Genomic DNA, 23,443 nt, shown 5'->3' with positions numbered 1-23,443 from the left:
ATCAAGCTGCACCGGCCGGTTTGACTGCCTATACGGCAGTCAAACTCTACCGCGCGGGTCTGGTTTAAAGATACAAGAGCTGGCCGTGTCTGGAAACCGCACTCTGCTGCTTGATACCAATGTTCTGCTCGCCGCGCTGATTGCTCCGGAGCGCTTGCCGGAGAAGGTGCGCAGCGAACTGGAGGACTCCGGCAATACCATCCTGTTCAGCGCGGCAAGCATCTGGGAGATCGCCATCAAGCGCTCGCTCTTGCGTGAGGATTTCGACTTCGAGCCCGAAGATATCGAAACGCTTGCCGTGCAAACCGGCTTTGTCGAACTTCCGGTCACGGCGGCGCATTCCCGGCGTGTCCGCCATCTGCCCTGGCATCACCGCGACCCGTTCGATCGTTTGCTGGTCGCCCAGGCGGAATGCTTGCCGGCCTATCTGCTGAGCACGGATGCCATGCTGGAAAAGTACAGTGCTCTTGTACGGCGGGTAGTGATGCAATGAACGACTCCGGTGTTGCGCTTACCGGGGCCGTTCATTGTCGATCTATTGCCGGTAGCTGAGCGTCAGCATGGCGCCGCGCGGCGTGCCGTACCAGTTACTGCAGCAGGTATCGCCGATGTTCTCGTAATACTTGCGGTCGAACAGGTTGTTGACGTTGAGCGCCAGCGTCCACTTCGGGTCCAGGCGGTACTGCACCATGGCGTTGAGCACCGCGTAGCCGCCCTCGCGGAAGTCATAGGCCCGGTCGACACCGTTGAGGGTGGCGGTGCCGCTGACCAGGGTCTTGCTCTGCACGTGCGCGCTGCCGCCCACCTTCCAGCGCGACCACTCACCCGGCAGCGTATAGGCCGTGGACAGCTTGAGCAGATGGCGCGGCGTGATGGTGCTGAAGGTGTTGCCGGCCTTCTCGTCGCGCGTGCGGTTGTAGGTATAACCCAGCGCGGCCTGCCAGCCGGGCAGCAGCTCGCCGCCGATCTCCACGTCCACACCGCGGCTGGTGACCTCGCCCTGCGGCAGATAGCAGCAGTTGCCCGCATAGGCGTGGTAGTTGGCGGGGTAGCGGGTGTCGAGCAGCGCCGTGCCGGTGCGCTCGACGTTGAACACGCTCAGCGTGGCATTGAGGCGGCCGCCGTACAGTTCGCCCTTCAGGCCGGCCTCGTAGCTCTTGCCCTTGATGGGCTCCAGGGAGCCGCTGCCCGGCGGCGGGCCGTACAGCATCAGCGATTGCGGCTTGTAGATGCCGGCATAGCTCAGGTAGGCGGACCAGTTGTCGTCCAGATCGTAGATCACGCCGCCGTAGGGGGTGATCTTGGTGCCGAGGCTGAACGGCAAGTCGGAGGTGGTGGTCCAGGGCGCCGAAGCCGAGGGCGCGGAGGAAATACGCTGGTCGAACTCGTAGCGGCTGGCGCGGGCGCCGGCGACCACGTGCAGGCGGTCGGTGGGATGCAGGCGCAGCACCGCGTAGCCGCCGACCTGTTCCTGGCCCCAGGGGCCGTAGCGGGTGTGGGAGCGCTGGGAAACGTCGTGGTCCGGATTCCAGGCATCGCCGCCGCCGGGCACGTAGGCCGGGTCGCCCCAGTGGCCGGCGAAGGTGGCGGCGATCCAGCGGCTCTTCACCCGCTGCCAGTCCGCGCCCACCAGCAGTTCGTGGGTACGGCCGAACAGCTCGAAGTTGCCGCTGAGGTTGAGGTCGACCAGATCCTGGCGGTTCTCGTATTCATAGTGGCCGCCGGCCCAGACGCCCAGGCCGGTGGTGGGATCGACCGGGCCGCCGACGAAGGCGGTATTGGCCTCCGTGTCGGTTTCGCTGTGGGTCAGATTGAGCTTGAGCGCCCAGCCGTTGGCGAAGGTATGGGTGAACTGGGCGAAGACTTCGCTTTCGTCGCTGTCCTTGTAGGCCCAGGGCTGGGTCAGGCTGGCGCTGCGCTTGAGGTCGAGCGCGCGGCCGTCGGCGTAGCGCGGCAGGCCCGAGCCGCCGCCGGTCTCGTTGCGGCGGTTGAAGCTGCCGCCCAGCGTGAACAGCGTGCGCTCGCCCAGGTCGGCCTCGATCACGCCGTAGAAGGCCGGGCGTTCGGTGCTGCGGTGGTCCAGGTGGTAATCGCGGTTCTCGTACAGCACCACGGCACGGCCGCGGATGCGGCCGTCCTCGGACAAGGGGCGGCTGAAGTCGGCCATCGCGCGGTAGTGGTCCCAACTGCCGGCGGACAGTTCCAGTACGGTCTGTGCCTCGGCCAGCGGCTTCTTGCGCGCCAGGTTGATGATCCCGCCGGGGTCGCCCATGCCGCCGAGCAGGCCGGAGGCGCCGCGCATGACTTCCACGCGGTCGTAGAACGCCAGGTCCTGCAGCGGACTGTAGGTGTAGGCGCCGAGCGCCAGCGGGGCGCCGCCGTCCACCTGCATGGCGGTGATCTGGAAGCCGCGCGAGTAGAAGTTGAAGGAATTGTCGTTCATCCGGTTCACGGTGACGCCGGGCATCAGCTTCAGCGCATCGTTGATGTCGACCAGCCTCTGATCCTCGATCTGCGCGCGCGTAAGCACCGACACCGACTGCGGAATCTCGCGGAAGGCCTGATCCGTCTTCGATGCGATGCTGGTCACGCGGCTGGTGTAGGAACCCGTGCCTTCGGTCGTGCCGTCTCCGGCCCGCCGTGCCAGCACGCGCACCGCCGCCAGCCGGGTGGGCGAATCGAAGCTGCCGCTGGCCGGTGCCGGGCGCAGCAGGTAGCCGCCGCCCTGCTGGGGCACGGCTTCGAGCCCGGTATCGCGGAGCAGTTCGTGCAGCGCGCCGGCCGTGGTGTAGCGGCCCTGCAGGCCGGCGCTTTGCCGCCCGGCGGTGAGCTCGGTGGAGAAGGACAGCATCAGGCCGCTTTCGACGCCGAAGCGGTTCAGCACTTCGGCGAGCCTGCCGGCGGCAATGGTGTAGTTACGGGCATCGTCCTGCTGGGCGTGCAGCGCACCGGCTGGCAGCAGCACGGCGGCGGCAAAGCCGCCGTACAGGCCGGCGCGCAGCGCGCGGGCGAAGGCGCGCCGGCGCAGGCGTGCAGATGTGTCGTTCGATGGGGGTGTTGCGGTTTCGCGCATGGAAGGCCTCTTCGTGGATGGCGGAAAACGAGGGGTTCTCCCTATCCATGCCCCGCGAAAAACGAATCGGGATCAGGTCGGCCGAAATTTTTTCTTCAGGCCGGATGGATGTTCGTCCGGCTGCCGCCCCACCAGCGCCGCTGCTGCTCGATGCGGATGGGCAGGGCGCGGGCGAGCAGTTGCAGGATGGCTTGCGGGTCGGCCAGCGGATAGGTGCCGCTGACCTTGAGCCCATCCAGCGCGGGATCGCAGTGCAGGGGCTGGCCGCTGAGCCGTGCAAGTTCGGCAATGAATGCAGGCAAGGGCTGGTCTTCGGCAACGAGGATGCCGCGCGTCCAGGCGGCGTCCGACGCGCGGACGGAAGCAGGGGGCGCCACCTCGTGCGTGGAGAAGCGCGCTTGCCGGCCAGCCGAAAGCAGGAGCCGTCCGCTTTCGTGCGCTCGTGCCGGCTCGAGCGCGACCTGTCCTTCAAGGACTGCCACCTGGGTGTGATCGCCGGTCGTGGCATCGCTGCGCACGGTGTAGCGCGTGCCGATGGCGCGGGCACGGCCGTGAGGCGTGTCGACGAAGAAGGGGCGAGCCGTGTCCTTGGCCGTGACGATGTGGATTTCGCCGGAATGCAGCACCAGCCGGCGCTCCTGCGCATCGAATCGAATATCGAGCGCGGTGTCGACGTTGAGATGGATCCGGCTGCCATCGCTCAGCTCGATTTCGCGGCGCTCGCCCGACCCGGTGCGATGCTCCGCCAGCAGGATGGGCAACTGCTGTGTCGATTCGCGGGCGAGCCAGGCCGTGCCACCCACGGCCAGCAGCACACCGAACGCCTTCAGCGCCCGCCGCCGGCTGCCGCCCGATGGCGCGAGTGCGCTGCGCGCCACTTGCGGCGGAATCTGGCCCAGGCTGTTGCCGAAGGCTTCGAGGCGGCTCCAGGCTTCGCGGTGCTCGGGTGCAGCCTCGTACCAAGTCTGCCAGCGGGCGCGCAATTCGGCATTGTTGCCATCGGATTGCAGCTCGATGAACCAGAGCGCCGCCTGGTGGCGGATGGCATCCCGGCTGGTGGCGGCCTTATCGTGCATCATCGCCAAAGCAGCAGGCGACCAGTGCCTTCGCGAGGTAGCGTTTGACTGTGGGCACGGAAATGCCGAGCGCGGCGGCGATTTCGGCCTGAGGCAGGCCGTCGATCTGCGACAGCAGGAAGACGCGCCTGACCAGCGGCGCAAGCGTGTCCAGGCGGCGGTCGATCTCCACCAGCGTTTCCACGATCAGTGCGCGCGTTTCGGGTGACGACGCTTCCGCTTCGGGTTGCAGCGCCAGGGTTTCGAGCCAGGCGCGCTCAATTTTCTGGCGGCGGAAGTGGTTGGCAACCAGCCCCTTGGCGATGGTGGTCAGAAAGGCGCGCGGTTCGCGCAGCTCGACCGGTTCATCGCGATCGAGCAGGCGTAGAAAGGTGTCGTGGGCGAGGTCGGCCGCATGCTCCGAGCAGCCCAGCTTCTTGCGCAGCCACACATGCAGCCAGTGATGGTGGTCGGCGTACAGATCGGCAACGGGCTGGACTGGGGCGATGGACACGGAATGCTCTGCGAAAACGGTGTCAGCTGGCTGTCCAGCAGGGCGATCTTCAGATTGTGTTGATATCGAGAAGCGTTCTTATTCTCCTGGGCACGGATCGACCCGTCAAGGATCGTGGGGGATGGCGGCTCGACCACAGGCTGCCGGCGGGCCGCGGAACCGGCGTGCCGACAAGCTGCACGGTGCCCCGTAGGGGCACGCGATCTGCTTGTGGGTCAGAAGTCGTAGCGCATGCTGACGTTGAAGCTGCGCGGTGCTCCCCAGGTGTAGAACAGCCCTTGAGCGTTGAAATTGGTGACACCGGCGAAATACTTTTCGTCCAGTGCGTTGTTGATGTTGGCGCTGATGCTCAGCTTGTCGTCGACCTGGTAACGCGCCATCAAATCGAGCAGCCAGTAGGTATCCTGGGCGAGCCTGGCATTGCCGCGCTGGACGGAAATTTCGCTTTGCCAGCGCGCGGCGGCGCCCACCGTCAGGCCGCGCAGCGTGCCGTCGGCGAAGCGGTAGGTACTGCCGAGCTTGAATTGGTGCTTGGGCGTGGCGCTGGAACTGTCCAGGTCGCTGCTGTGCTGCACGTAGCTGCCCTGGGCCTGCCAGTTGCGCGCCAGTTCGCCGGAGAGTTCCACTTCGTAGCCGCGCCGGATGGCGCCCATGACCGCCTTGTAGATGGATTCTCCGCGGTCGTTGAGGCCGACCTCCTCGGCCGTGTTGTCGGTGCGCATCCAGAAGTAGCTGACACTGGCGTTGAGGCGCTTGTCGAAGAATTCGCCCTTGGCGCCGAGCTCGTAGGTCAGCCCTTCTTCCGGGGCCAGGGTGCGCTCGCTCGCATCCTTGGCGCTTTGCGGCTTGAAGATGCTGGCGTAGCTGGCATAGAGGGAGATGTCCTTCGACACGTCCACCACCAGCCCGGCGTATGGGGTGACGACGCCGCTTTCGCGCATGTCGTAGTTGTACCAGCCGATGTCGGTGACGTCCTTCTGCTTGTAATCGCTGGCTCGCGCGCCGACGATCAGCTTGACCGGGTCGGCCAGCGAGAAGCGGCTGGCGGCATAGACGTAGCGGCGTTCGCTGCTGAAGTAATCGTCGGAATACGTTGGCGTGCCGCCTGGTTCCGGCACGATGCCGCCGCCTTGGCCGTAATCGCCGCCGGGCAGCACGACATTGGGAAGACCGGCACGGAGCAGCGTCGTGCGGTGGCGAGAGGCGCCGGCACCGAACAGCAATTGATGCTCCCGTCCGAACAGTTCGAAAGGACCTTGCAGGTCGAGGATGACGCTTTGATCGCGCGATTCGATGTCCTTGTAGATGCCGTACTGGGCGGTCACCGCGGGCAATGCGTAGCGCAGCGAGCCGATGCGCATCTTGGGTGTCTCGATGCCTTCGTGAGCCACCTGGAGCTTGCCTGTCCAGCCGTTGGCGAAGCGGTGCTCCAGGCGCGCAAAGGCGTTGAGCGAATCCTGCTCATAACCTGCCCAATCGGCGCCGATGTTGTAGTCGCGCGCCATGCGCGGCACCGCGTTGCCGTTGCCATCGAAAGCCTGGATCGGCGTCGTGCCGGCTGCGCCCCGCAGTTCGCGTTGGCGCCAGGTAAGGCCGGCGCTCAACAGGGTGGATGAGGTCAGATCGTATTCCAGCGTGCCGTACAGCATCGAGCTGTCGTTCTGCTTGCCGTTGAATGATTCTGCATCCTTACGCGCGGCAACCAGGCGGCCGCGCAAACTGGCGTCGGCGTTGAGCGGGCCGGCGATGTCGGCGTCGAGACGATAGGTGTCCCAACGGCCGGCGCCGACCGTGGCACTGGCCTGGAATTCGCGCGTGGGGCGTTTGCGGATCAGATTGACGGTGGCCCCATAGGCACCATCGCCATTGATCAGGCCCGAAGAGCCCTTGAGCACTTCGATGCGGTCGATTTCCGCCAGATCGTCCAGCGAGTGCACGATGTGGCTGTTCCATCCCCAGCCATTGGAGAACCGGCGGTTGCCGTCGGTTTGCAGGTTTACCGCCGAGCCGCGTACGTTGAAGGTGGTCATCTCGTTCTGATGGCTCACCATGACGCCGGGCGTTTGTTCCAGCGCGTCGGTAAGCGTTTCCAGCTTGAAATCGTCCATGCGCTGGCGCGTCATCACCGTGACCGACTGCGGCGTCTCGCGCAGGCTCAGCGCGAGGCCGGTGGCCGTGGCGCTGGGGCCGGTCTGCGTATAGCTGCCCGTGCCCTCGGTGGCGCCGCTGCCGTCGGCGGCCGCAGTGACCGTGACCGGTGCCAGCGCGGTATCCCCGGTGCTGCGGCGGCGCAGCGTGTAGCTGCCATCGCCGCGCAGTACGGCTTCCAGTCCGCTGCCGGCGAGCAGGCGGTCGAGCGCCTGGCTGGTGGTGTGCATGCCGCGCAGGCCAGGGCTCTGCAGTCCGTCGGTGATGGCGGGGTCGAAGGCGAGAGCGATGCCCGCGCGGGTGGCAAAACTTGCGAGGCTGCGGCCCAGCGGGCCTGGGGGAATGTCGAAGGATTGGGCTGCAGTCCGGGCCGGAGGCGTGCCCTGCGCGAGCGCAGGACCGTTCAGGGTCAGGCTCAGCAAGCCTGCGCTCAAGGCGAGCTGGAGTGCGGTGGGGGCAAGCTTGCGGGTGCGTGCGTACATGCGTGTTTCCTCGGGTGGCAAACGGGTTTCAACCTGCTTGCCAGCCGACGGCGGCGAAAAGTATCAGCACACCTGAAAAAATTTCAGTTGCGTGGATCGATGCTGATCCACAGGCCATCGAGGCGACGGCGGATGTCCAACGGGAGGGTATCGGCGAGCATGGCCAGCGAGCGCTCGGTGGCGGCTGCGCTGCCGACCGGGAAGGCGCCGCTGATGCGCAGGGCGGCGACGGCGTCGTGGCATTGGACCACACCGCTGCGGTAGCGCGACAGTTCGTCGACCAGTTCGCCGAGCGGCATGTCGTCCGCCATCAGCATGCCGCGTGTCCAGGCCGCGGTGTTGGCGCTGCCAGGGGCGACCGGGCCGAGCGTGCCCGGTGCAAAGCTCGCCTGTTCTCCAGCCAGCAGCACCTGCGATGCCGTGCTGCCGCCGGGTGCGATGTGCACCTTGCCTTCGAGCACGGCGACGTGGGTGGCGGTGTCGCCGAGGCGGACATTGAAGCGGGTGCCGATCGGGGTGGCGATGCCGTGCGGAGTGATGACGTGCAGCGGGCGCTCGGCAGCATCGTCGTGCCCGGTATGGACGAGGATTTCACCCGCGCGCAGCAGAATGTTGCGTGCGGTGCTGCCGAAGCGCACGTCGATGGCGGTGGCGGTGTTGAGCGTGAGCTGCGTACCGTCTTCCAGCAGGATCTCGCGCTGTTCGCCCGCGGCAGTGCGGTAGTCGGCCATCACGCCCTTGCGTTCGAGCAGGCGCCAGCCGCTCCAGCCGATGGGCAGCAAGACCAGCAGTATCGCCAGCTTGCCGGCCTTGGCCAGCACGGCCCGGCGTCCGCGTGCCGGCGGACGGTCGAGCGCGGGCAGCGCCAGGGCCGGAGGCAGGGCGCCGAGCTTGCCGAGCAGGGCTTCGGCGCGTTCCCAGGCGCGGCCGTGCTCGGGGCTGAGCGAGCGCCATCGTTCGAAGGCGTGGCGGTCGGCACTGCCTTCCTGCATCAGCATCAGCCAGTCGGCAGCCTCGTCGAGCACCTCGGCCGATACGGGAGACGCTGCGGCCCGCTGTTTCACGGCTGTTCGATCATGATGTCGTCGAAGTGCTGCAGGCAGTGGCGGAAGGCCTGCCGCACGTAGCGCTTGACGGTGGGGAGCGAAATACCGAGTTCGGTGGCGATGTCCTCGTACTTGCAGTCGGCCACCTGGGCGAGCAGGAAGCTGCGCTTGACCAGCGGCGGCAGCGCGTCGAGCAGGGCATCGAGTGTGTTCAAGGCATCGAGGATCAGGTAGCGCTCTTCCTCGGACGGCGCCAGCGCCTCGGGCTGGGCGGCAAGGGCGTCGAGCCAGGCCTGCTCGAGCGACTGGCGCCGGTACCAGTTGACCAGGACGCCGCGCGCGACGGTCGTCAGATAGGCACGCGGTTCTTCGATGCGGGGCAGGGTTTCGTTTTTGAGCAGGCGGACGAAGGTATCGTGTGCCAGGTCGGAAGCCTGGTGGCTGCAACCCAGCCTGCGTCGCAACCAGGCCCGTAGCCAGCCATGATGATTGCGGTAGAGCGCGTCGATGGAGTCGAGCGCAGCGGTGTTCATGCAAATCTCCGTGAGGCGCGGATTGCCGCCTGGCCCAGGCAGCTCTATGGATAATTTTGAGAAGCGTTCTCATTCTTGCTTTTTTGCGCACAGGCGTCAAACGCTTGCAAGGAGTCTGAGCGGCAGAACAAACAGCCGTTAGCCTTTGTAGGTGACGACTGCCTCGTACCTTCCGTACCATCCTGCGCAGCCGTACCTGCCGCCGCCTTCTGCAGATGAGGGGCTGTCCGAAGGCCACTTGGCATATTTCATCAGCGATACCGTGGACACACTTGATTTGTCCGCCTTTCACGCGCGCTATAGCAAGGGCGGTCGGCGCAACCAGCCGTTCCATCCGGCGATGACGGTCGAGGTGTTGCCGTATGGCTACGCGACGGGCGTGTTTCCTCGCGCCAGTTGGCACGGCGTCTGCACGACGACATGGCGTTTCGGGTACTGGCGGCAGGCAATTTCCCGGCCCATCGCACGCTGAGCGACTTTCGCGCGCTGCATCTGGAAGAACTATCGGTCTTGCAACGTCAAGGCGTTACGTAGCGTGGGCGCTACGAGGGCGACGAGGGCCGTCCGCGTACATGTTGCCGGCATTGTGCTGCCGCCGATAACGCGTTCACGGACTGTTGGAGAAAGGGGCACGGCATGCACCTCGGATCGCCCTCGATGATGCTATATTGATATCGTGATGCCGGAGTCCTCCCCCTCCCGCAGGAGAGAGCCGGGACGGAGTGTTACTGCAATAGGAGACGTCCGATGAAGTGTCCTACTGTTCCGCATGATGAAATCGACCGCCTGCGCGCATTGGCGGACTATGGCCTCAGCGGCGATCGGCCCTTGCCGACGCTCGATCCGGTCGTACAGATTGCCAGCCGCATGTTCGGCACCCCGGTAGCCGCGGTCAACATGATAGGCAGCGATCACGTGTTCCTTGCCGCGAGCACGGGGATCGGCGAGGTGGATCTGCGGCGCGACGTATCTTTCTGTGCGCATGCGATCAACCAGAAGGACGTCATGGTGGTGAAGGACTCCCGGCTGGATGAGCGTTTCCGTGACAATCCCCTGGTCACCGGACCTGCCAACCTGCGGTTCTACGCGGGGATTCCGCTGATGTCGCCCGACGGACATGCGCTTGGCGCCTTGTGCGTCATCGACGGGCGGCCGCGGGACTTTTCCGCCGAGGATTGCGAACGCCTGCGCGAACTCGCCAGGATGGCCGTCGATCGGCTGGAGCTTCGCCGCCTGGAGATTTCCACCGAAAAGGCCAGACGGTCGTTCGACGAGTTTGCCCGCCATTCGCCGACCGCGGTGGTCTGGTTCGATGCTCAACGCCGGATCGTCGCCTGGAATCAGGCCGCTGCCGCCCTGCATGGCTATGCGCTCGACGAGGGGCCGGGTAGCCTGGTGGACAGGCTGATTCCCGAAGCCGAACGGCCCCTGTTCCATTCGCTGGTCGAGACCGCGGTTGCGGCCGGCACCTTTGATGGCGTGGCCATGCCCAAAACGGCCCACGGCCTGCGCAAGGACGGCAGCCAGTTCGAGCTGGGGCTCGCGCTCTTCTGCTGGCGGGACGGCGAGCAACTGGTATTCAACGCCCACCTGCAGGACATCTCCGCGCAAAAGCGCAAGGAAGAGGAACTGCAGCGGATGGCCAGCACCGATCTGCTCACCGGACTCGCCAACCGGGCGCGCTTTTACCGGGCCGTGGAGGATGTGCTGACGGCGGCCAGGCCCGGCGCGGTGCTGATGTTCGACCTCGATGGTTTCAAGAACATCAATGATGCGCTGGGGCATGCGGTGGGCGACAGCATCCTGTGCGAAGTGGCAAACCGGTTGCACGCAGGAGTGGGGGTGGTCGGGTTGGCCGCACGGATCGGAGGCGACGAATTCGCCGTGCTGCTGGAGGACCTCACCGACGTCAGACAGGCACAGCAGTTTGCAGAGTCCCTGATCGGTAGCCTGTCGCAGGCCATCGCTGTCGATGGCTACGAGGTCAGGGTCACGGCGAGCTGCGGCGTCGCCGTAACGCCGCAGCACGGGCAGGAAGCCGTGGCGCTCATCGGCAGCGCAGACCTGGCCCTGTTCCAGGCCAAACGCCTGGGCGGCGCCCAGTCCTTCGTGTTCGTGCAGGCGCTGCGCATGGAGGCGGTCGCGCGCCATCTGTATGGGCTGGAACTGCACCGCGCGGTACAGGCCGGTGAATTCGTGCTCTTCTATCAGCCCCAGGTCCGCCTGTCCGACGGTGTGCTGGTCGGCGCAGAAGCCCTCATCCGCTGGTGGCATCCGCAGCGCGGGCTGCTCTCCCCGGCGGCCTTCCTGCCTGCGCTGGAACAGGGGCCGCTGGCGGCGACCACGGGGGCGTGGATACTGGATGAGGCATGCGCCCAGCTTGCCCGGTGGCGGCGGGTCGGGCTGACCGATTTCCGCATGGGCGTCAATTTGTTCGGTGCGCAGTTCCGCGTCAACGACCTGGCTTCCTGCGTGGTGGACACGCTGGAGCGGCATGGGCTGCCAGCACAGGCCCTGGAGCTGGAGATCACCGAGAACATCGTGCTTGATCACGATGAGCAGGCGCTCGAATCCCTGCGACGCCTGCGCGATTGCGGCGTCGGCGTGGCATTCGACGATTTCGGCACGGGCTACGCCTCGCTCAGCCTGCTCAAGCGCTACCCACTGAGCCGCATCAAGATCGACCGCTCGTTCGTCCAGGGCATGCTGGAATCCCCACAGGACCGGGCCGTCATCAATGCCGTGCTGGACATGGCCAGCGTCTTTTCGCTGGAGACGATCGCCGAAGGCGTGGAGACGGCCGAACAGCGTGCCGCGCTGATCGAAGCGGGGTGCATGCAGGGCCAGGGCTATCTGTTCGCCCGCCCGCTGCCGGTACTGGAGTTCGAGCAGGCATTCGGCATCCCGTCTCCCGTGCGGCAGTCGATGGGAGCATGAAGCGGTAGCGTGGAAAAGCCCTGGATGTTCACCGCCTTGACCATGTTCGGCGAGGCAGTGGGCGCGGTGTGCGTGCACGGCGTCGTAGCAGCGCGCCGGCGCCTGGTCGGATCAGCCGGCGGCCTTCCCGTGGAAAGCAGCCGGCTGGCTGAAGGGCCGAGCGCTCAGAACGAGTACTGCGCACTCAAGGTGAAGTTGCGCGGTGCCCCGAAGACGTTGCCGCCGGTCGCCCAGCCGATGGTCTGGTAGTAGTGCTTGTCGAACAGGTTGTTGATGTTCAGCCGGATTTCCGTCTGCTTGTTCAGGCTGTAGGCGGTGTGCAGGCCGACGACGGTGTAGCCGGACTGCCGTACGCGCGTGTCGTCGCTGGCCCGGATGCCGTTCTGGGCATACAGATTGCCGCCGACCCGCCAGCGATTGAGTTCGCCGGGCAGTCGGTAGCTGGTCGACAGCTTCAATTGGTGGCGCGGCAGATCGGGGTCGAACAGTTTGCCGACGATCGATTTGTCGGCATCCTTGTTGAACCTGGCGGCAACGTAGGTATAGCCTGCCATCAACTGCCAGTCCGGCGTCAATGCGCCGGCGATCTCCAGTTCGATCCCTTTGCTTTCCACCTCGCCCGCCGCCCGTTGGCAATAGCCCCAGGCGCTGCCGGGGCAGGGGTTGGGCCCGGCGAGGTCGTCGGTGGCACGATTCTGCTGTTTGATGAGGAATGCGGCCAGGCTGGCATTCAGGCGGCCGCCGAAATACTCGCCCTTGATGCCGATCTCGTAATTGGTGCCGGTGATCGGATCGAGCAGCTTGCCGCTGCTGTCGTAGCTGCCCTGCGGCTCGAAGATTTCCGTCCAGCTCGCATAGGCCGAATGCTGGTCGTCCAGGTCATAGATCGCGCCGAAGTAGGGGGTGAGTTCCTGGTTGACCTTGTAGCTCGTATCGTTGCGATGGTTGTCGTGCCGGTACCAGTCGATGCGGGTGCCGATGATGACTTTCAGCGGATCGCTGATGTTCAGTCGCGTGGCTGCATAGACGGCTTTCTGGCGAGTCGTCGCGTCGATGCCCCACAGCGTCATGTCGATGTCCGGCTTGCGAACGGCCGATGAATCCCAGTTGTATGGATCGACGGCAGGCCCGTCTGTCGTCCAGCTGTAGGCCGCCCAGCCGCCCCAGTTGAGGTTGTCGCGGCTGCGGTAGCTCGCACCCAGCATGAGTTCGTGCGTGCGGCCGAACAGCGAGAAGGGGCCATTGAGGGACAGGTCGTAGCTGTCCTGCTCGTTGTCGAGGCGATAGCTCTGGGTGTTCTGGCGCAGGATGCCGCCATTGCGATACAGGCCGGAGAACACCATGTCCTGCTCGGGGCGCTTCCATACCGCTGCGGCCTTGGCTTGCCAGCCGTTGGCGAAGTTGTGGATCAGCTCGGCGAACACGGTCTTGTCGGTCTGTTTCCAGTAGTCGAAATCGTTGGCGAGATTGGTCGAGCGACTCACGCCGGAAAGGAAGCTGCCATCGGGATTGGTCGGTAAACCAGGCAGCAGCCCGTCGTTGTCCACCTTGCGGTAGTGGAAACCGAGGGTGGCCATGGTATCGGGCGTCAGGTCGGCCTCGAGGATGCCGTAGAGCTGGTGGTTGCGGTCGTGGGCGACGTCGTAGAACTTGTCGGAGTCCTGTACGGTGGCGACGACGCGGCCACGCAGCGTGCCTGCCTCGTTCAGCGGCCCGCCGGCATCGACCATGGCACGGTAGTTATCCCAGCTGCCTGCGCTGAGCATGACGCGGCGCTCGATCTCCGCCGTCGGGCGCTTGCGTACCAGGTTGATCGCGGCAGAGGGCGTACCGGCGCCGGTGGTCAGGCCGGTGGCGCCACGCACGACCTCCACCCGGTCGTAGATGTCCAGCGCGTCGTTGTCGGCATTGAAGGTGCCGTTGGCGCCGGCGCTGGTCGGCACGCCGTCGAGCAGCAGATTGGAAACCGGGAAGCCGCGTGCATTGAAGCTGCCGGAATCGCCGGTGTAATAGCCTTTCTGCATCGTCAGGCCGGTGATCTGCTGAACCGCGTCATCCAACGTGGTGAGATTCTGGTCGTCGATCTGCGCGCGGGTCAGCACACTCACCGACTGTGGTGTTTCACGTGGTGAAAGCGCCATCCTGGTGGCCGTGTTCATCGCGCCGGTGGTGTATTGGCCGGTGCCTTCCGTGGCGCCACCGAGTCCGTATTGCGCCGTGACCGTCACTGCTTTCAGCGCCGTTTCAGGCGACCTGGTTTGAGCCTGGATGGTGAACGCGTTGCCGGACTGGCTGGCCATCAGCCCGGTGCCGGCCAGCAGCCGGTCGAGAGCCTGGCGTACGGTGTAGCTGCCGCGCAGGGCTGGTGCGCTGAAGCCTTCGGTGGCCGAGGCGGCGAAGATGATCTGCACCCGGGCATGGCGCGCCAGCGCATTGACGGCTTCGCCAAGCGGCTGGGCGGGCTGGTCGAAGGCCAGTACGGCCTGTGTCGTGGTGCCGGTACTCTGTTGCGCACGCGCGGATGGGGCCGCGGCCATCAGGCTTGTTGCAAGGGCGCATGCCAGCGCCAGTGCATGCAGGGATAAGGCGTGCTGCCGGGAAGGGCGGAAAGGTCGGACTGTGCTCATGCAGGGCTCCAGCGTTGCCGTGGGTGGGTGATGAACACATGTCGTATGGGCCTCATCCGACCCCTACCTTCCCTCGGAAAAATTGCAGCCTGCCGGGCACAGAGGCTGTTGCCCGCGTGAGCGGCTGGGACGGCCGGCAAGCACGCCACGCTGCTCAGCGGCGCTGGACGTCCACTTCGCCGCCGGGGTGGCGCACGACCTGCACCGGCAGGATGTCGGGCAGCCGGTCGAGCAGTTGATCGGTGCTGCGGCTGTCGAATACGCCCGAGACGTTGGTGTCGCTGCCGAACTTGCCTTGCAGGCGGATCGGCGCCTGGCGATAGCGCTGGATCTCGGCCAGGGCTTCGTTCAGCGGCGTGTTCTGGAACACGAGCAAGCCGGTCTGCCAGGTGCCGAGACTTTCTGCGTCGACCCGAGTGCTCGACGGCGGCGAATGTTCGGCCTGGAAAGCGTCATCGAACCGGATCTGCTGACCGGCCGGCAACAGGGTGGAATCCTGCTCGTGTGCGGCATGCCATACCGCGACCGTACCTTGCTGGACGACGACCTGGGTGCCGGTGGGCTGGCGCCAGACATCGAAGCGGGTGCCGACGACACGCACGCGGATTTCGCCTGCGGCGACGGTCATCGGACGGAAGGTCGAGGGTTCGACGTCGAAATGGACGCGGCCCTGCTGCAGCTCGACGCGGCGCGAGCGCAGATGCCAGCTCACCTGGGCTGCGCTGGCGGTATCGAGCACGAGGCGGCTGCCGTCGGCCAGCGGGATTTCACGCAACTCACCGATGGCGGTGGCGAAGTGCTCGTTTCGATAGGCGGGATCCGCCCACCACAGGGCAGCGGCCAGCAGCACGGCCGCTGCCGTGCCGGCGTTGCGGGCCGCACGCTTGTTTCGAGGGCGTGCCGGTGGAATGGGGAACATCGCCTGCAGCACGCTGCGATGTGCATCGATCGTGTCCTCGACCGCGGCGCGGGGGGGCGCCTGGGTAGCATTGCCCGCTGCACGCAGCGTTTTACTGCGGGAAGGGCGCGGATCGGGGCACTTGCTCATGGCTGTTCAGGCTTCATCGTCGAGATAACCCGCCATGGCGACTCGGCAGCAGGCCAGCCCGACGCGGATGTGCTTCTCCACCGCCTTCACCGAAATGCCGAGGTGCGCCGCCACATCGGCCTGCGTCCATTCGTGCACCTTGTGCAGCACGAACACGTCGCGGCAGCGCGGCGGCAGGGATTCGATGGCCTGGGCGAGCAGGGCGATGCGCTGGCGTGCATCGAGCTGGTATTCGGCCTCGCTCGTGCGCGGTGCAGAGTGCGAGAGGAATTCGGGATGCTCGTCGGCACAAACCGCAAACCTGTTCCAGGCCGCTTCGCGGCGCAGTACGTCGATGGCGCGCCGCTGGCTGAGGGTACGCAGGAAGGCGATTGGCACCCGCACCTTGCCGAGCTGCGGTTCTTCCTTCAGCAGTTGCAGGCAAACTTCATGGAGCGCCTCGTGAGCGAGGTCGCGGGTGGCGCGCGCGTTGCCCTGGGCGAAACCGAGCTTGCGGCACAGATAGGCGACCAGGCCGTCGTAATGATGCGCGAGGGTGACGACCAGCGAGGAGGAAGCGTCCTTGGCGTACATGGCGGGCAAACCAGCCCAGCCGGACGCTGGATCGGGCGCGGCGAGCAAGGTGTCGGTGTATGGCCGCAGGAGTATATCGCCCTGGTTTGTAAATAGGAATTGATATCGTTATCGAGTAAGATACGAAGTCGAATTCTGGTTTCATTTGCTGCCATGACCGCTCCCGCACCTTGTTCTGCTTCATCGCTTTCAAATCTGCTCGACCCGCTGGCGGTGAGTGAATCTGCATCCTCGAGTGACGAGGAATACGAAGGACTTCGAGAACAGTGGCGTTGGTTTGGCCGATCCGTGGGCGTGTATGTGCCGTAGTTCCGTCGTGTTGGGCGCTGCGTGGGCGCAGGCCGGTGGATGGGTTGGGCTGCATAGGTAGAGCGTAGCGAAACCCATCAGTCACGGCCTGCATGACATGATGGATTTCACCTTTGGCTCGGCCCACTCCGCTCAGAAGCTGCCGCGCACGGTCAGCAGGAAGCGGCGCGGCTCGCCGACGTGGTTGTAGTAGTACTGGTCATCGATGGACGCGTAGTACTTCTTGTCGAACAGGTTGTCGATGTTCAGTGCGGCCGACCAGGTCTTGTCGATCTGGTAGGCCACGCGGGCGTTCCAGATCGCGTAGCCGCCCTGCACCGGGTTCAGCATGGTGCTGCTGCTGGTCTTCTGCTGGCTGCGGTAGGTGGTGCCGAGGCCGACCTGCCATGGATGCAGCTCGCCGGGCAGCCGGTAGTTGGACCACAGGCGCAGCATGTGCTTGGGAGAGATGTAGTCGAACGGTTTGCCGACCCGTGCCGGGTCGACGTCGTCGAGATACTCGTTGCGGCCGTAGGTGTAGCCGCCGCTGAGCTGCCAGCCCGGTGCGAGTTCGCCGTGCGCCTCGATCTCGACGCCTTCGCTGCGTACCTTGCCGGCGGCGCGTGAGCAGTACCAGCCGTCGCAGAGCATCGGCGAATCGTAGTCGGTGACGGCACGGTTTTTCTGTTCGGCGCGGTAGACCGCCAGCGAGGTGTTCAAGGCGCCGCCGAAGAGTTCGCCCTTGACGCCAACCTCGTAATGGGTGCCGGTCATCGGCTCCAGCAGGCGCCGCTGGGCGTCCGTGGCGCTCTGGGGGTTGAAGATCTCCGCGTAGCTGGCGTAGGCCGACCATTGCGGTGTCAGGGCATAGACCAGTCCGCCGTAAGGCGTGAATTCACCGCTCTCCTTCTTTGCCGAGGAGAACGTGTAGCCATCCACGCGGCTGATTCCCATGTCGTTGAATTCGTACCAGCTCGCCCGTCCGCCCAGCACCAGGGTCGCGCGCTCGGTCAAGTGGCTGCGCAGCAGCGCGTACAACCCCTTTTGCGTGGTGTCCGCCTGCTGCTCCCAAATGTCTGAAGGCGTGTAGGCGGAAAGGTGCGGCGTGTCGTGATCCGGGTTGAAAACGTCGTAGGTCGTGTAATTCCAGTACTGGACATAGCCATCGTCGCGTTTCTGCTTCGTGTAGTTGCCGCCGATGACCACCTCGTGCGCCAGCCCCAGGGCCTGGAGTTTGCCGCTGAGATGGATGTCCAGTCCCCGGCTGTTCGCCGCATCGTCGTAGGCATAGCCGACACCGTTGACCGTGCTGCCGCCCACGGCGACGCGCCCATTCGCGTGCGACTCGACTGCATCGTAGTTTTCGCGGACGTAGGCCGCCGCGGCCTTCAGCTTCCAGTTTTCACTGAAGCGATGCTCCAGATCGAGGAAGACCTGGGTTTCGCGCCGGTCGGCCTCGTTCCAGCCTGCGGCAACATAGGCCGAGCGCGGCAGGCCGAGGTCCCGCCCATCGGCGTAGCGGGGCACACCGGGGTAGAGCGCGCTGTTGCCTTTCAGCCGGGCATGGGCCACGCCCACGCCGATGGTGGTGTCCGGCGTGGCGTCGAAATCAAGCGCGGCGTAGAGATTGAGGTTGCGGTCCCACACGGTGTCGAGGAAGGACTGCTTGTCTTCGTAATCGAGCACCGCGCGGCCGCGCAGCGTGCCTTCCTGGTTCAACGGACCGCCGACGTCCAGGCGGGTGCCGTAGTGGTCCCACGAGCCGACCCGGCCCTCGACGGTCAGTGCCCGCTCGGCCAGGCCGCGCTTGCGCACCAGGTTGACCGCGCCGGCCGGGCTGCCCGCGCCTTCCAGCAGTCCCTGCGCGCCGCGCAGCACTTCGACGCGGTCGAGGTGAACCGAGCTTGCCGTCAGGGAATTCCCCCAGTTGTGATAGCGCGACAAAGGGATGCCGTCGTACTGGAGCGTTTCGGTCAGGAAGCCGCGCGCATAGATGTCGCTGCCGCCGTTGGGCCGCTTTCTCAGCGTGATGCCGGGCGTCTGTTCGAGCACCTCGGTGAGCGTGTCCAACCCCTGGTCGTCCATCCGCTGCCGGGTGATGACGGTGACGGACTGGGGAATCTCCTTCAGCGATTGGGCGCCCTTGAAGAGTGTGGCGCCGCGGGCGGCGTAGGCGCCGGTGCCTTCGCTGGTGGCGTCGCGCAGCACCCCGGCGCTCACCGTCACCGGCGCCAGGCGCGTTTCTCCAGAGCGTACCGGCAGCTTTCGCAAGGTGTATTCGTTGCCGCCCTGGCTCACCGCCTCCAGGCCCGAGCCTTCCAGCAGCTTGTCCAGCGCGGTGGTCGGCGTATACCTGCCGTTGATGGCCGGTGCCTGCTTGCCGGCCAGCAGGCTGCTGTCCACGCCGATCAGCAGGCCGGTCTTGGTGGCCAGTTCGGTCAGCGCCTTGTCCAGCGGCTGGGCGGAGATGGACAGGGGAAGCGGGGACGCCAAGGGGCTGCCGGTCTGTGCCGAGGCCGGCGCAGCCAGTCCCAGGCACAGGGCGATCAGCGACAGCCGCGCGGGCAGCCGACCGTGATGAAGACGATGCACGATGAACTCCTGATGGTTGATGAAAGCTGCTGCTCAACCTCCATGACTGGCGCCGGAAAAAATCGGGCAGTCCATCGTGAAATTATTTTTGCGTCCGGGTTTCCTCCGGCGCCAGCCAGACCACGTATGGCGTGGCCTGTTCCACCGACACGGGCAGCGACCGGGCCAGGATGCGCAGCGCGGCATCGCTGTCCTGCAGCGGCAGCATGCCGGTGAAGCGCAATTCGGCCAGTTCGTCGGCCCGGCGCAGGGTCAGGATGCCGCGCCGGTGGCGCGCCAGTTCGGCAACGACCTCGGGCAGCGGCGTGGCGTTGAAGATCAGCTGGCCGTTGGCCCAGGCCGCGTCGGTGGCGGTGGGTGCCAGAGTCTCCGGCGAGCCCGGCGCTGCGCGCGTATAGCGCACGGTTTGTCCGGCCTGCAGGACGACCGGCTGGTCCGGCCGGGCGCGGCTGGCCACCGCGACGGAGGATTCCAGCACGCTGACCGTCGTGTCGGCGGCCTGCTGATCGACGATGTAGCGCGTGCCCAGCGCCGTTGCCGTGCCGTCGCGGCCGACGACGCGGAAGCTGCGGCCTTGCGGGTCCTTGGCCACGTCGGCCAGCAAGCGGCCGGCATGCAGATGCACCGAGCGCATCTGCCCGTCGAAGCGGATATCGATGCTCGCGCCGCTGTCGAGCGTCAGGCGGCTGCCATCCTCCAGCGTCACCTGGCGCAGTTCACCCGGCGCCACGCGCACGTCGGCCAGCCAGGCCTGCAGCGGCAGCAGCCAGCACAGCACGAGCAGGGCGAGCAGGCCGGCCGCGGCGGCGGTTTTTCCGCCGCGTTTCGGTTTGGCGGGCTGGGCTGCGGCCTGCCACATCTGCTGCATCTGGCGGAAGATGCGCGCGTGCCGCTCGTCCTGCGCACACCACGCCCGGCAGGCCGCCTGCACGGCCTGGCGCTGGGCGTCGTCCAGTGCGTCGTCGAGGCGCACGATCCACTCGGCGGCCTGTTCGCGGATCGCGGATTCGTTCAGCGCCGCGTCAGTCATGGGTGTAGAGGCGGGCATGGCAATACGCCAGGGCTTTGCTCAGGTACTGCTTGACGCTGCTCTCGGACACGCCGAGCGCGGCGGCGATCTCCGCGTAGGACATGCCATCCACGCGCGCCATCAGAAAGGCCCGGCAGGGCTTGTCGCCCAGTTCGCGGGCCAGGACGTGCAGGGTCTCGCCCAGCAGCTGGCGGGTCGCGGCCTGCTCCTCGGGGCTGGCGGCCAGCGCGTCTTCGGCCAGCACCGCCATGGTTTGCAGGCTTTCCTGTTCCAGCTTGCGGCGCCGGTAATGATCGATCATCAGATGGCTGGCGATCACCAGCAGGTAGGCGCGCGGCTCGCGCAGGGCCGGCAGGTTGGCGGACGACAGCAGTTTGACGAAGGTGTCCTGCACCAAGTCGGCAGCCTGGTGCAGGCAGCCGATCTTCTTGCGCAGCCAGCCCTGCAGCCAGCCGCGATGGCTGGAATACAGTTCGCCGATCAAGTGGGTTTGTTCTGTCGCTTTGTGCTGCAAGGCAGGCTCCGTGCCGGACAGGCCGGGCGCTCGATCCGTACCATTCAGGTACGGAAAGGTGCGAGGCTTGTCATGAGAATCATTCGCAAATGATAGCACCGCTGCCTGTTCAGGCGACTGGCTTGAATTCCTGTTCTCTCGGCCGCTGGCATGCGTTCAGTCAATGTTCCAACGTACAGACATCGGTGGTGCGCAGGGGGCAGAAATGACCATCCACGCTGTTTCAAGCGGTCAGTTCATCCGTGATGTCGGAGCCGCCAAGCGGGCGGCTGCTTCCGGGCCGGTATTCATCACGGACCGGGGAAGGCCGCGCTATGTGCTGCAAACCATAGAGGACTAATACGAAGGTCGGGCACGATATGCGCAGCGTCCTGCGCGTGCTGAAGGAAACGGCACCCGCAAGCGGGTGCCGCCGTGGCTGATGTGTGCAGAGCCAGGGGCGCTCGGTATCGGCGTCAGAAGCTGCCGCGCACGGTCAGCAGGAAGCTGCGTGGCTCGCCCACGTAGCTGTGCAGGTAATTGGCGGTGATGTTGGAGTAATAGCGCTTGTCGAACAGGTTTTCGACGTTGAGCGCGGCACTCCAGGTCTTGTCGATCTGGTAGGCCACTCGGGCGTTCCAGACGGCGTAGCCGCCCTGTACCGGGTTCTTCATGGTGGCGCTGTCGGTCTTTTGCTTGCTGCGGTAGTTCACCCCGGCGCCGATGCGCCACTTTTCCAACTCGCCGGCCAACTGGTAGTCGGACCACAGGCGCAGCATGTGCCTGGGTGTTTCGTCGCTGAACGGCTTGCCGACCAGGCTTTCGTCCGCATCCTCGAGGTACTTGTTGCGGTTGTAGGTGTAGCCACCGCTCAGTTGCCAGCCGCGCGCCAGCGTGCCGTGGGCTTCCAGCTCGACGCCCTGGCTGCGTACCTTGCCGGCGGCGCGGGAGCAGTACCAGCCGCCGCACAGCATGGGCGAATCGTAGTCGGTGACGGCGCGGTTTTTCTGGTCGACGCGGAATACTGCCAGCGAGGTGTTGAGCGCGCCGTCGAACAGTTCGCCCTTGATGCCCAGTTCGTAATTGACGCCGGTCATCGGCGGCAGGACCTTGAACCCGGCGTCGGTGACGCTTTGCGGCTCGAAGATCTCGGCGTAGCTGGCATAGGCGGACCACTGCGGCGTCAGGGCATAGACCAGACCGCCGTAGGGGGTGAATTCGCCGCTTTCCTTCTCCCGGGAACGGGTGACGATGGCGCCGTTGACCGGATTGACGATGGCGCTGCGATAGTCGTACCAGCTCGTACGGCCGCCCAGGATCAGCGTGGCGCGATCGGTGAGATGCCCGCGCCACAGCCCGTAGAGGCCGCGCTGGGTGGTCTTGGAACCGAGATCGCGCATGCGGCTGAGCGCGCGGGCGCCGAGCGGGATGATGTCGGCCTTGCTGTCGAAGATGTCGATGGTGGTGTTCGAGTACTCGTGGAAGGCGTCGTCGCGCTCCTGGTTGGAGTAGCTGCCGCCGACGACGATTTCGTGGGCGATTCCCAGCGCCTGGAATGCGCCGCTCAGGTTGATATCCAGGCCCTTGCTCCGGCCGCCGAAATCGTAGGCGAAACCAGGCGCCGTCATCGAGTTGCCACCGACCGGGATCAGGCGGAAGTAGGACAGGGCGGTGGCCCCGTCGAAGGTCTCGTCGATGTAGATGCCGCTGGCCTTCAGCTTCCAGTCCGGATTGAAACGGTGCTCGAAATCGACAAAGAGCTGGGTTTCCTCCCGCGTCGCCTCGCTCCAGTCGGCGTCCATGTTGGCGCGGCGGGAGATATCCGGCATGGTGCCGTCGGCATGGCGCGGCAGGCCGTTGTAAATACCGCTGTTGCCTTTGAAGCGGGTATGGGCCAGCCCCAGGCCGAGGGTGGTGTCCGGCGTGGCATCGAGGTCCAGCGCGGCATAGGCGCTCAGGTTGCGGTCCCACACCTTGTCCACGTAGGCGCTCTTGTCCTCGTAGTCCAGCACCGCGCGGGCGCGCAGCGTGCCGGCTTCGTTCAGCGGGCCGCCGGCATCGACGCGGGCGCCGTAGTTGTCCCAGGAGCCGGCGCGGCCTTCCACCGTCAACCGGCGTTCGGCCGTGCCCCGCTTGCGCACCAGATTCACCGCGCCGGCCGGGCTGCCGGCGCCTTCCAGCAGGCCTTGGGCGCCGCGCAGCACTTCCACTCGGTCGAGATGGACGGAACTGGCCTGCAGCATGTTGCCGTTGGTGTAGGAGCGCGGCAGCGGCATGCCGTCGTACTGGATGGTGTTGGTCTCGAAGCCGCGGATGACGATGTCGTTGCCACCGCCCACACGCCGGCGCAGGGTGACGCCGGTGGTGTTGGCGAGTACGTTTTCCAGCGTGTCCAGTCCCTGGTCGTCCATCCGCTGGCGGGTGATGACGGTGACGGACTGGGGAGTCTCCTTCAGCGACTGCACCCCTTTCATGATGCTCGCACCCCGTGCCCCGTAGCTGCCCGTGCCTTCGCTGATGGCACTGCGCTCCACGCTGGCGGTGACCGCCACGGGCGCCAGCGTCGTTTCTCCCTGCCGTACCGGCAGCTTGCGCAAGGTGTATTCGTTGCCGCCCCGATTCACCGCTTCCAGCTTCGTGCCTGCAAGCAGCGCGCTCAAGGCCGAGTCGATGCTGTACTGACCGCGCAAACCCTTGCTGCCGTGCCCCGCGGTGAGGCTGGCGTCGACCGAAAGCTGGATGCCGGCTTGGCGGGCGAACTGGAGCAGGGCGCCGGCGAGTGGTCCTGACGGCACCTCGTAGCTCTGCCGGGCGATGGTTTCCGCCGCGTGGGCGGCAGTCCGTACCTGGGGCAGGCCGATGAGCAGCGGCAAGCCGAGCAGCGCGGCACGCACGGCGAGGGCGAGCGCTTGGCGCCGGCGGTTCGGGGGGAGGGGGCTGGAGGGCTTGAACATGAGTTGCCTGCACGCGAAAGGGGTGGATGAAAGGGTTTCATCCGGTAAGC

The 23,443-nt window shown here is 65.9% G+C and carries 15 protein-coding genes and 1 pseudogene; 3 read left to right on the top strand and 13 right to left on the bottom strand.

What is annotated here, in order from left to right; translation table 11 throughout:
• Nucleotides 1-493: type II toxin-antitoxin system VapC family toxin (locus NX068_RS02525; protein ID WP_263459715.1), on the top strand; the 493-nt coding region annotated here is incomplete at its 5' end.
• Nucleotides 494-535: 42 nt separating this feature from the next.
• On the opposite strand, the gene NX068_RS02520 is transcribed toward NX068_RS02525, so the two are convergent.
• From NX068_RS02520 to NX068_RS02495, 6 genes are all read right to left on the bottom strand, one after another.
• Nucleotides 536-3,073, bottom strand: a complete 2,538-nt coding sequence (locus NX068_RS02520; protein WP_263459714.1) for a TonB-dependent siderophore receptor — start codon at nucleotides 3,071-3,073, stop codon at nucleotides 536-538.
• Between the two features lie 95 nt (nucleotides 3,074-3,168).
• Complete coding sequence (locus NX068_RS02515; protein ID WP_263459713.1) at nucleotides 3,169-4,152, bottom strand: FecR domain-containing protein; 984 nt, start codon at nucleotides 4,150-4,152, stop codon at nucleotides 3,169-3,171.
• On the bottom strand, nucleotides 4,139-4,636 hold the full coding sequence (locus NX068_RS02510) for a sigma-70 family RNA polymerase sigma factor (protein WP_442806673.1): 498 nt from the start codon (nucleotides 4,634-4,636) through the stop codon (nucleotides 4,139-4,141). Before NX068_RS02510 ends, NX068_RS02515 begins: the two co-directional genes overlap by 14 nt.
• 221 nt (nucleotides 4,637-4,857) lie before the next feature.
• Complete coding sequence (locus tag NX068_RS02505; RefSeq protein ID WP_263459711.1) at nucleotides 4,858-7,272, bottom strand: TonB-dependent siderophore receptor; 2,415 nt, start codon at nucleotides 7,270-7,272, stop codon at nucleotides 4,858-4,860.
• Nucleotides 7,273-7,355: 83 nt separating this feature from the next.
• Nucleotides 7,356-8,336, bottom strand: coding sequence for a FecR domain-containing protein (locus tag NX068_RS02500; RefSeq protein ID WP_263459710.1), 981 nt, complete (start codon nucleotides 8,334-8,336; stop codon nucleotides 7,356-7,358).
• Nucleotides 8,333-8,851, bottom strand: a complete 519-nt coding sequence (locus NX068_RS02495) for a sigma-70 family RNA polymerase sigma factor (RefSeq protein WP_263459709.1) — start codon at nucleotides 8,849-8,851, stop codon at nucleotides 8,333-8,335. The genes NX068_RS02500 and NX068_RS02495 overlap by 4 nt, the downstream gene beginning before the upstream one ends.
• A 151-nt stretch (nucleotides 8,852-9,002) precedes the next feature.
• On the opposite strand from NX068_RS02495, the pseudogene NX068_RS02490 reads away from it, so the two are divergent.
• Both NX068_RS02490 and NX068_RS02485 read left to right on the top strand, forming a co-directional pair.
• Nucleotides 9,003-9,364: pseudogene (locus tag NX068_RS02490) on the top strand (transposase); the annotation flags it as partial.
• 234 nt (nucleotides 9,365-9,598) lie between these two features.
• Nucleotides 9,599-11,788: a putative bifunctional diguanylate cyclase/phosphodiesterase gene (locus NX068_RS02485; protein WP_263459708.1), complete on the top strand. Its 2,190-nt coding sequence runs from the start codon at nucleotides 9,599-9,601 to the stop codon at nucleotides 11,786-11,788.
• 164 nt (nucleotides 11,789-11,952) lie between these two features.
• Here the strand turns inward: NX068_RS02485 and NX068_RS02480 are convergent, their stop codons facing one another.
• From NX068_RS02480 to NX068_RS02450, 7 genes are all read right to left on the bottom strand, one after another.
• Nucleotides 11,953-14,415 (bottom strand): TonB-dependent siderophore receptor, encoded by a 2,463-nt coding sequence (locus tag NX068_RS02480; RefSeq protein WP_263459707.1) that lies wholly within the window; start codon nucleotides 14,413-14,415, stop codon nucleotides 11,953-11,955.
• Between the two features lie 154 nt (nucleotides 14,416-14,569).
• Complete coding sequence (locus NX068_RS02475) at nucleotides 14,570-15,463, bottom strand: FecR family protein (protein WP_263459706.1); 894 nt, start codon at nucleotides 15,461-15,463, stop codon at nucleotides 14,570-14,572.
• A 6-nt stretch (nucleotides 15,464-15,469) separates the two neighbouring features.
• Complete coding sequence (locus NX068_RS02470) at nucleotides 15,470-16,036, bottom strand: RNA polymerase sigma factor (protein WP_263459705.1); 567 nt, start codon at nucleotides 16,034-16,036, stop codon at nucleotides 15,470-15,472.
• 441 nt (nucleotides 16,037-16,477) lie between these two features.
• Nucleotides 16,478-18,916, bottom strand: a complete 2,439-nt coding sequence (locus NX068_RS02465; protein ID WP_263459704.1) for a TonB-dependent siderophore receptor — start codon at nucleotides 18,914-18,916, stop codon at nucleotides 16,478-16,480.
• Between the two features lie 82 nt (nucleotides 18,917-18,998).
• The gene (locus tag NX068_RS02460; protein WP_263459703.1) at nucleotides 18,999-19,946 is read right to left on the bottom strand and encodes a FecR family protein; all 948 of its coding nucleotides are present in this window, start codon (nucleotides 19,944-19,946) and stop codon (nucleotides 18,999-19,001) included.
• On the bottom strand, nucleotides 19,939-20,460 hold the full coding sequence (locus NX068_RS02455; RefSeq protein ID WP_263459702.1) for a sigma-70 family RNA polymerase sigma factor: 522 nt from the start codon (nucleotides 20,458-20,460) through the stop codon (nucleotides 19,939-19,941). The genes NX068_RS02460 and NX068_RS02455 overlap by 8 nt, the downstream gene beginning before the upstream one ends.
• Nucleotides 20,461-20,915: 455 nt before the next feature.
• Nucleotides 20,916-23,393, bottom strand: a complete 2,478-nt coding sequence (locus NX068_RS02450) for a TonB-dependent siderophore receptor (protein ID WP_263459701.1) — start codon at nucleotides 23,391-23,393, stop codon at nucleotides 20,916-20,918.
• Nucleotides 23,394-23,443 lie beyond the last annotated feature (50 nt).

Source organism: Thauera carbonicopians (assembly GCF_025699485.1).
Classification (GTDB): Bacteria; Pseudomonadota; Gammaproteobacteria; order Burkholderiales; family Rhodocyclaceae; genus Thauera.
Note: the sequence above shows the minus strand (reverse complement) of the source record. Positions and strands in the feature narration are given on the sequence as shown.

Bases quoted from the DNA above. Each gene is read 5' to 3' on its own strand.
- NX068_RS02475 (WP_263459706.1), bottom strand. From the start codon at position 15,463: ATGAGCAAGTGCCCCGATCCGCGCCCTTCCCGCAGTAAAACGCTGCGT.
- NX068_RS02480 (WP_263459707.1), bottom strand. From the start codon at position 14,415: ATGAGCACAGTCCGACCTTTCCGCCCTTCCCGGCAGCACGCCTTATCC.
- NX068_RS02495 (WP_263459709.1), bottom strand. From the start codon at position 8,851: ATGAACACCGCTGCGCTCGACTCCATCGACGCGCTCTACCGCAATCAT.
- NX068_RS02460 (WP_263459703.1), bottom strand. From the start codon at position 19,946: ATGACTGACGCGGCGCTGAACGAATCCGCGATCCGCGAACAGGCCGCC.
- NX068_RS02485 (WP_263459708.1), top strand. From the start codon at position 9,599: ATGAAGTGTCCTACTGTTCCGCATGATGAAATCGACCGCCTGCGCGCA.
- NX068_RS02470 (WP_263459705.1), bottom strand. From the start codon at position 16,036: ATGTACGCCAAGGACGCTTCCTCCTCGCTGGTCGTCACCCTCGCGCAT.
- NX068_RS02450 (WP_263459701.1), bottom strand. From the start codon at position 23,393: ATGTTCAAGCCCTCCAGCCCCCTCCCCCCGAACCGCCGGCGCCAAGCG.
- NX068_RS02505 (WP_263459711.1), bottom strand. From the start codon at position 7,272: ATGTACGCACGCACCCGCAAGCTTGCCCCCACCGCACTCCAGCTCGCC.
- NX068_RS02515 (WP_263459713.1), bottom strand. From the start codon at position 4,152: ATGATGCACGATAAGGCCGCCACCAGCCGGGATGCCATCCGCCACCAG.
- NX068_RS02520 (WP_263459714.1), bottom strand. From the start codon at position 3,073: ATGCGCGAAACCGCAACACCCCCATCGAACGACACATCTGCACGCCTG.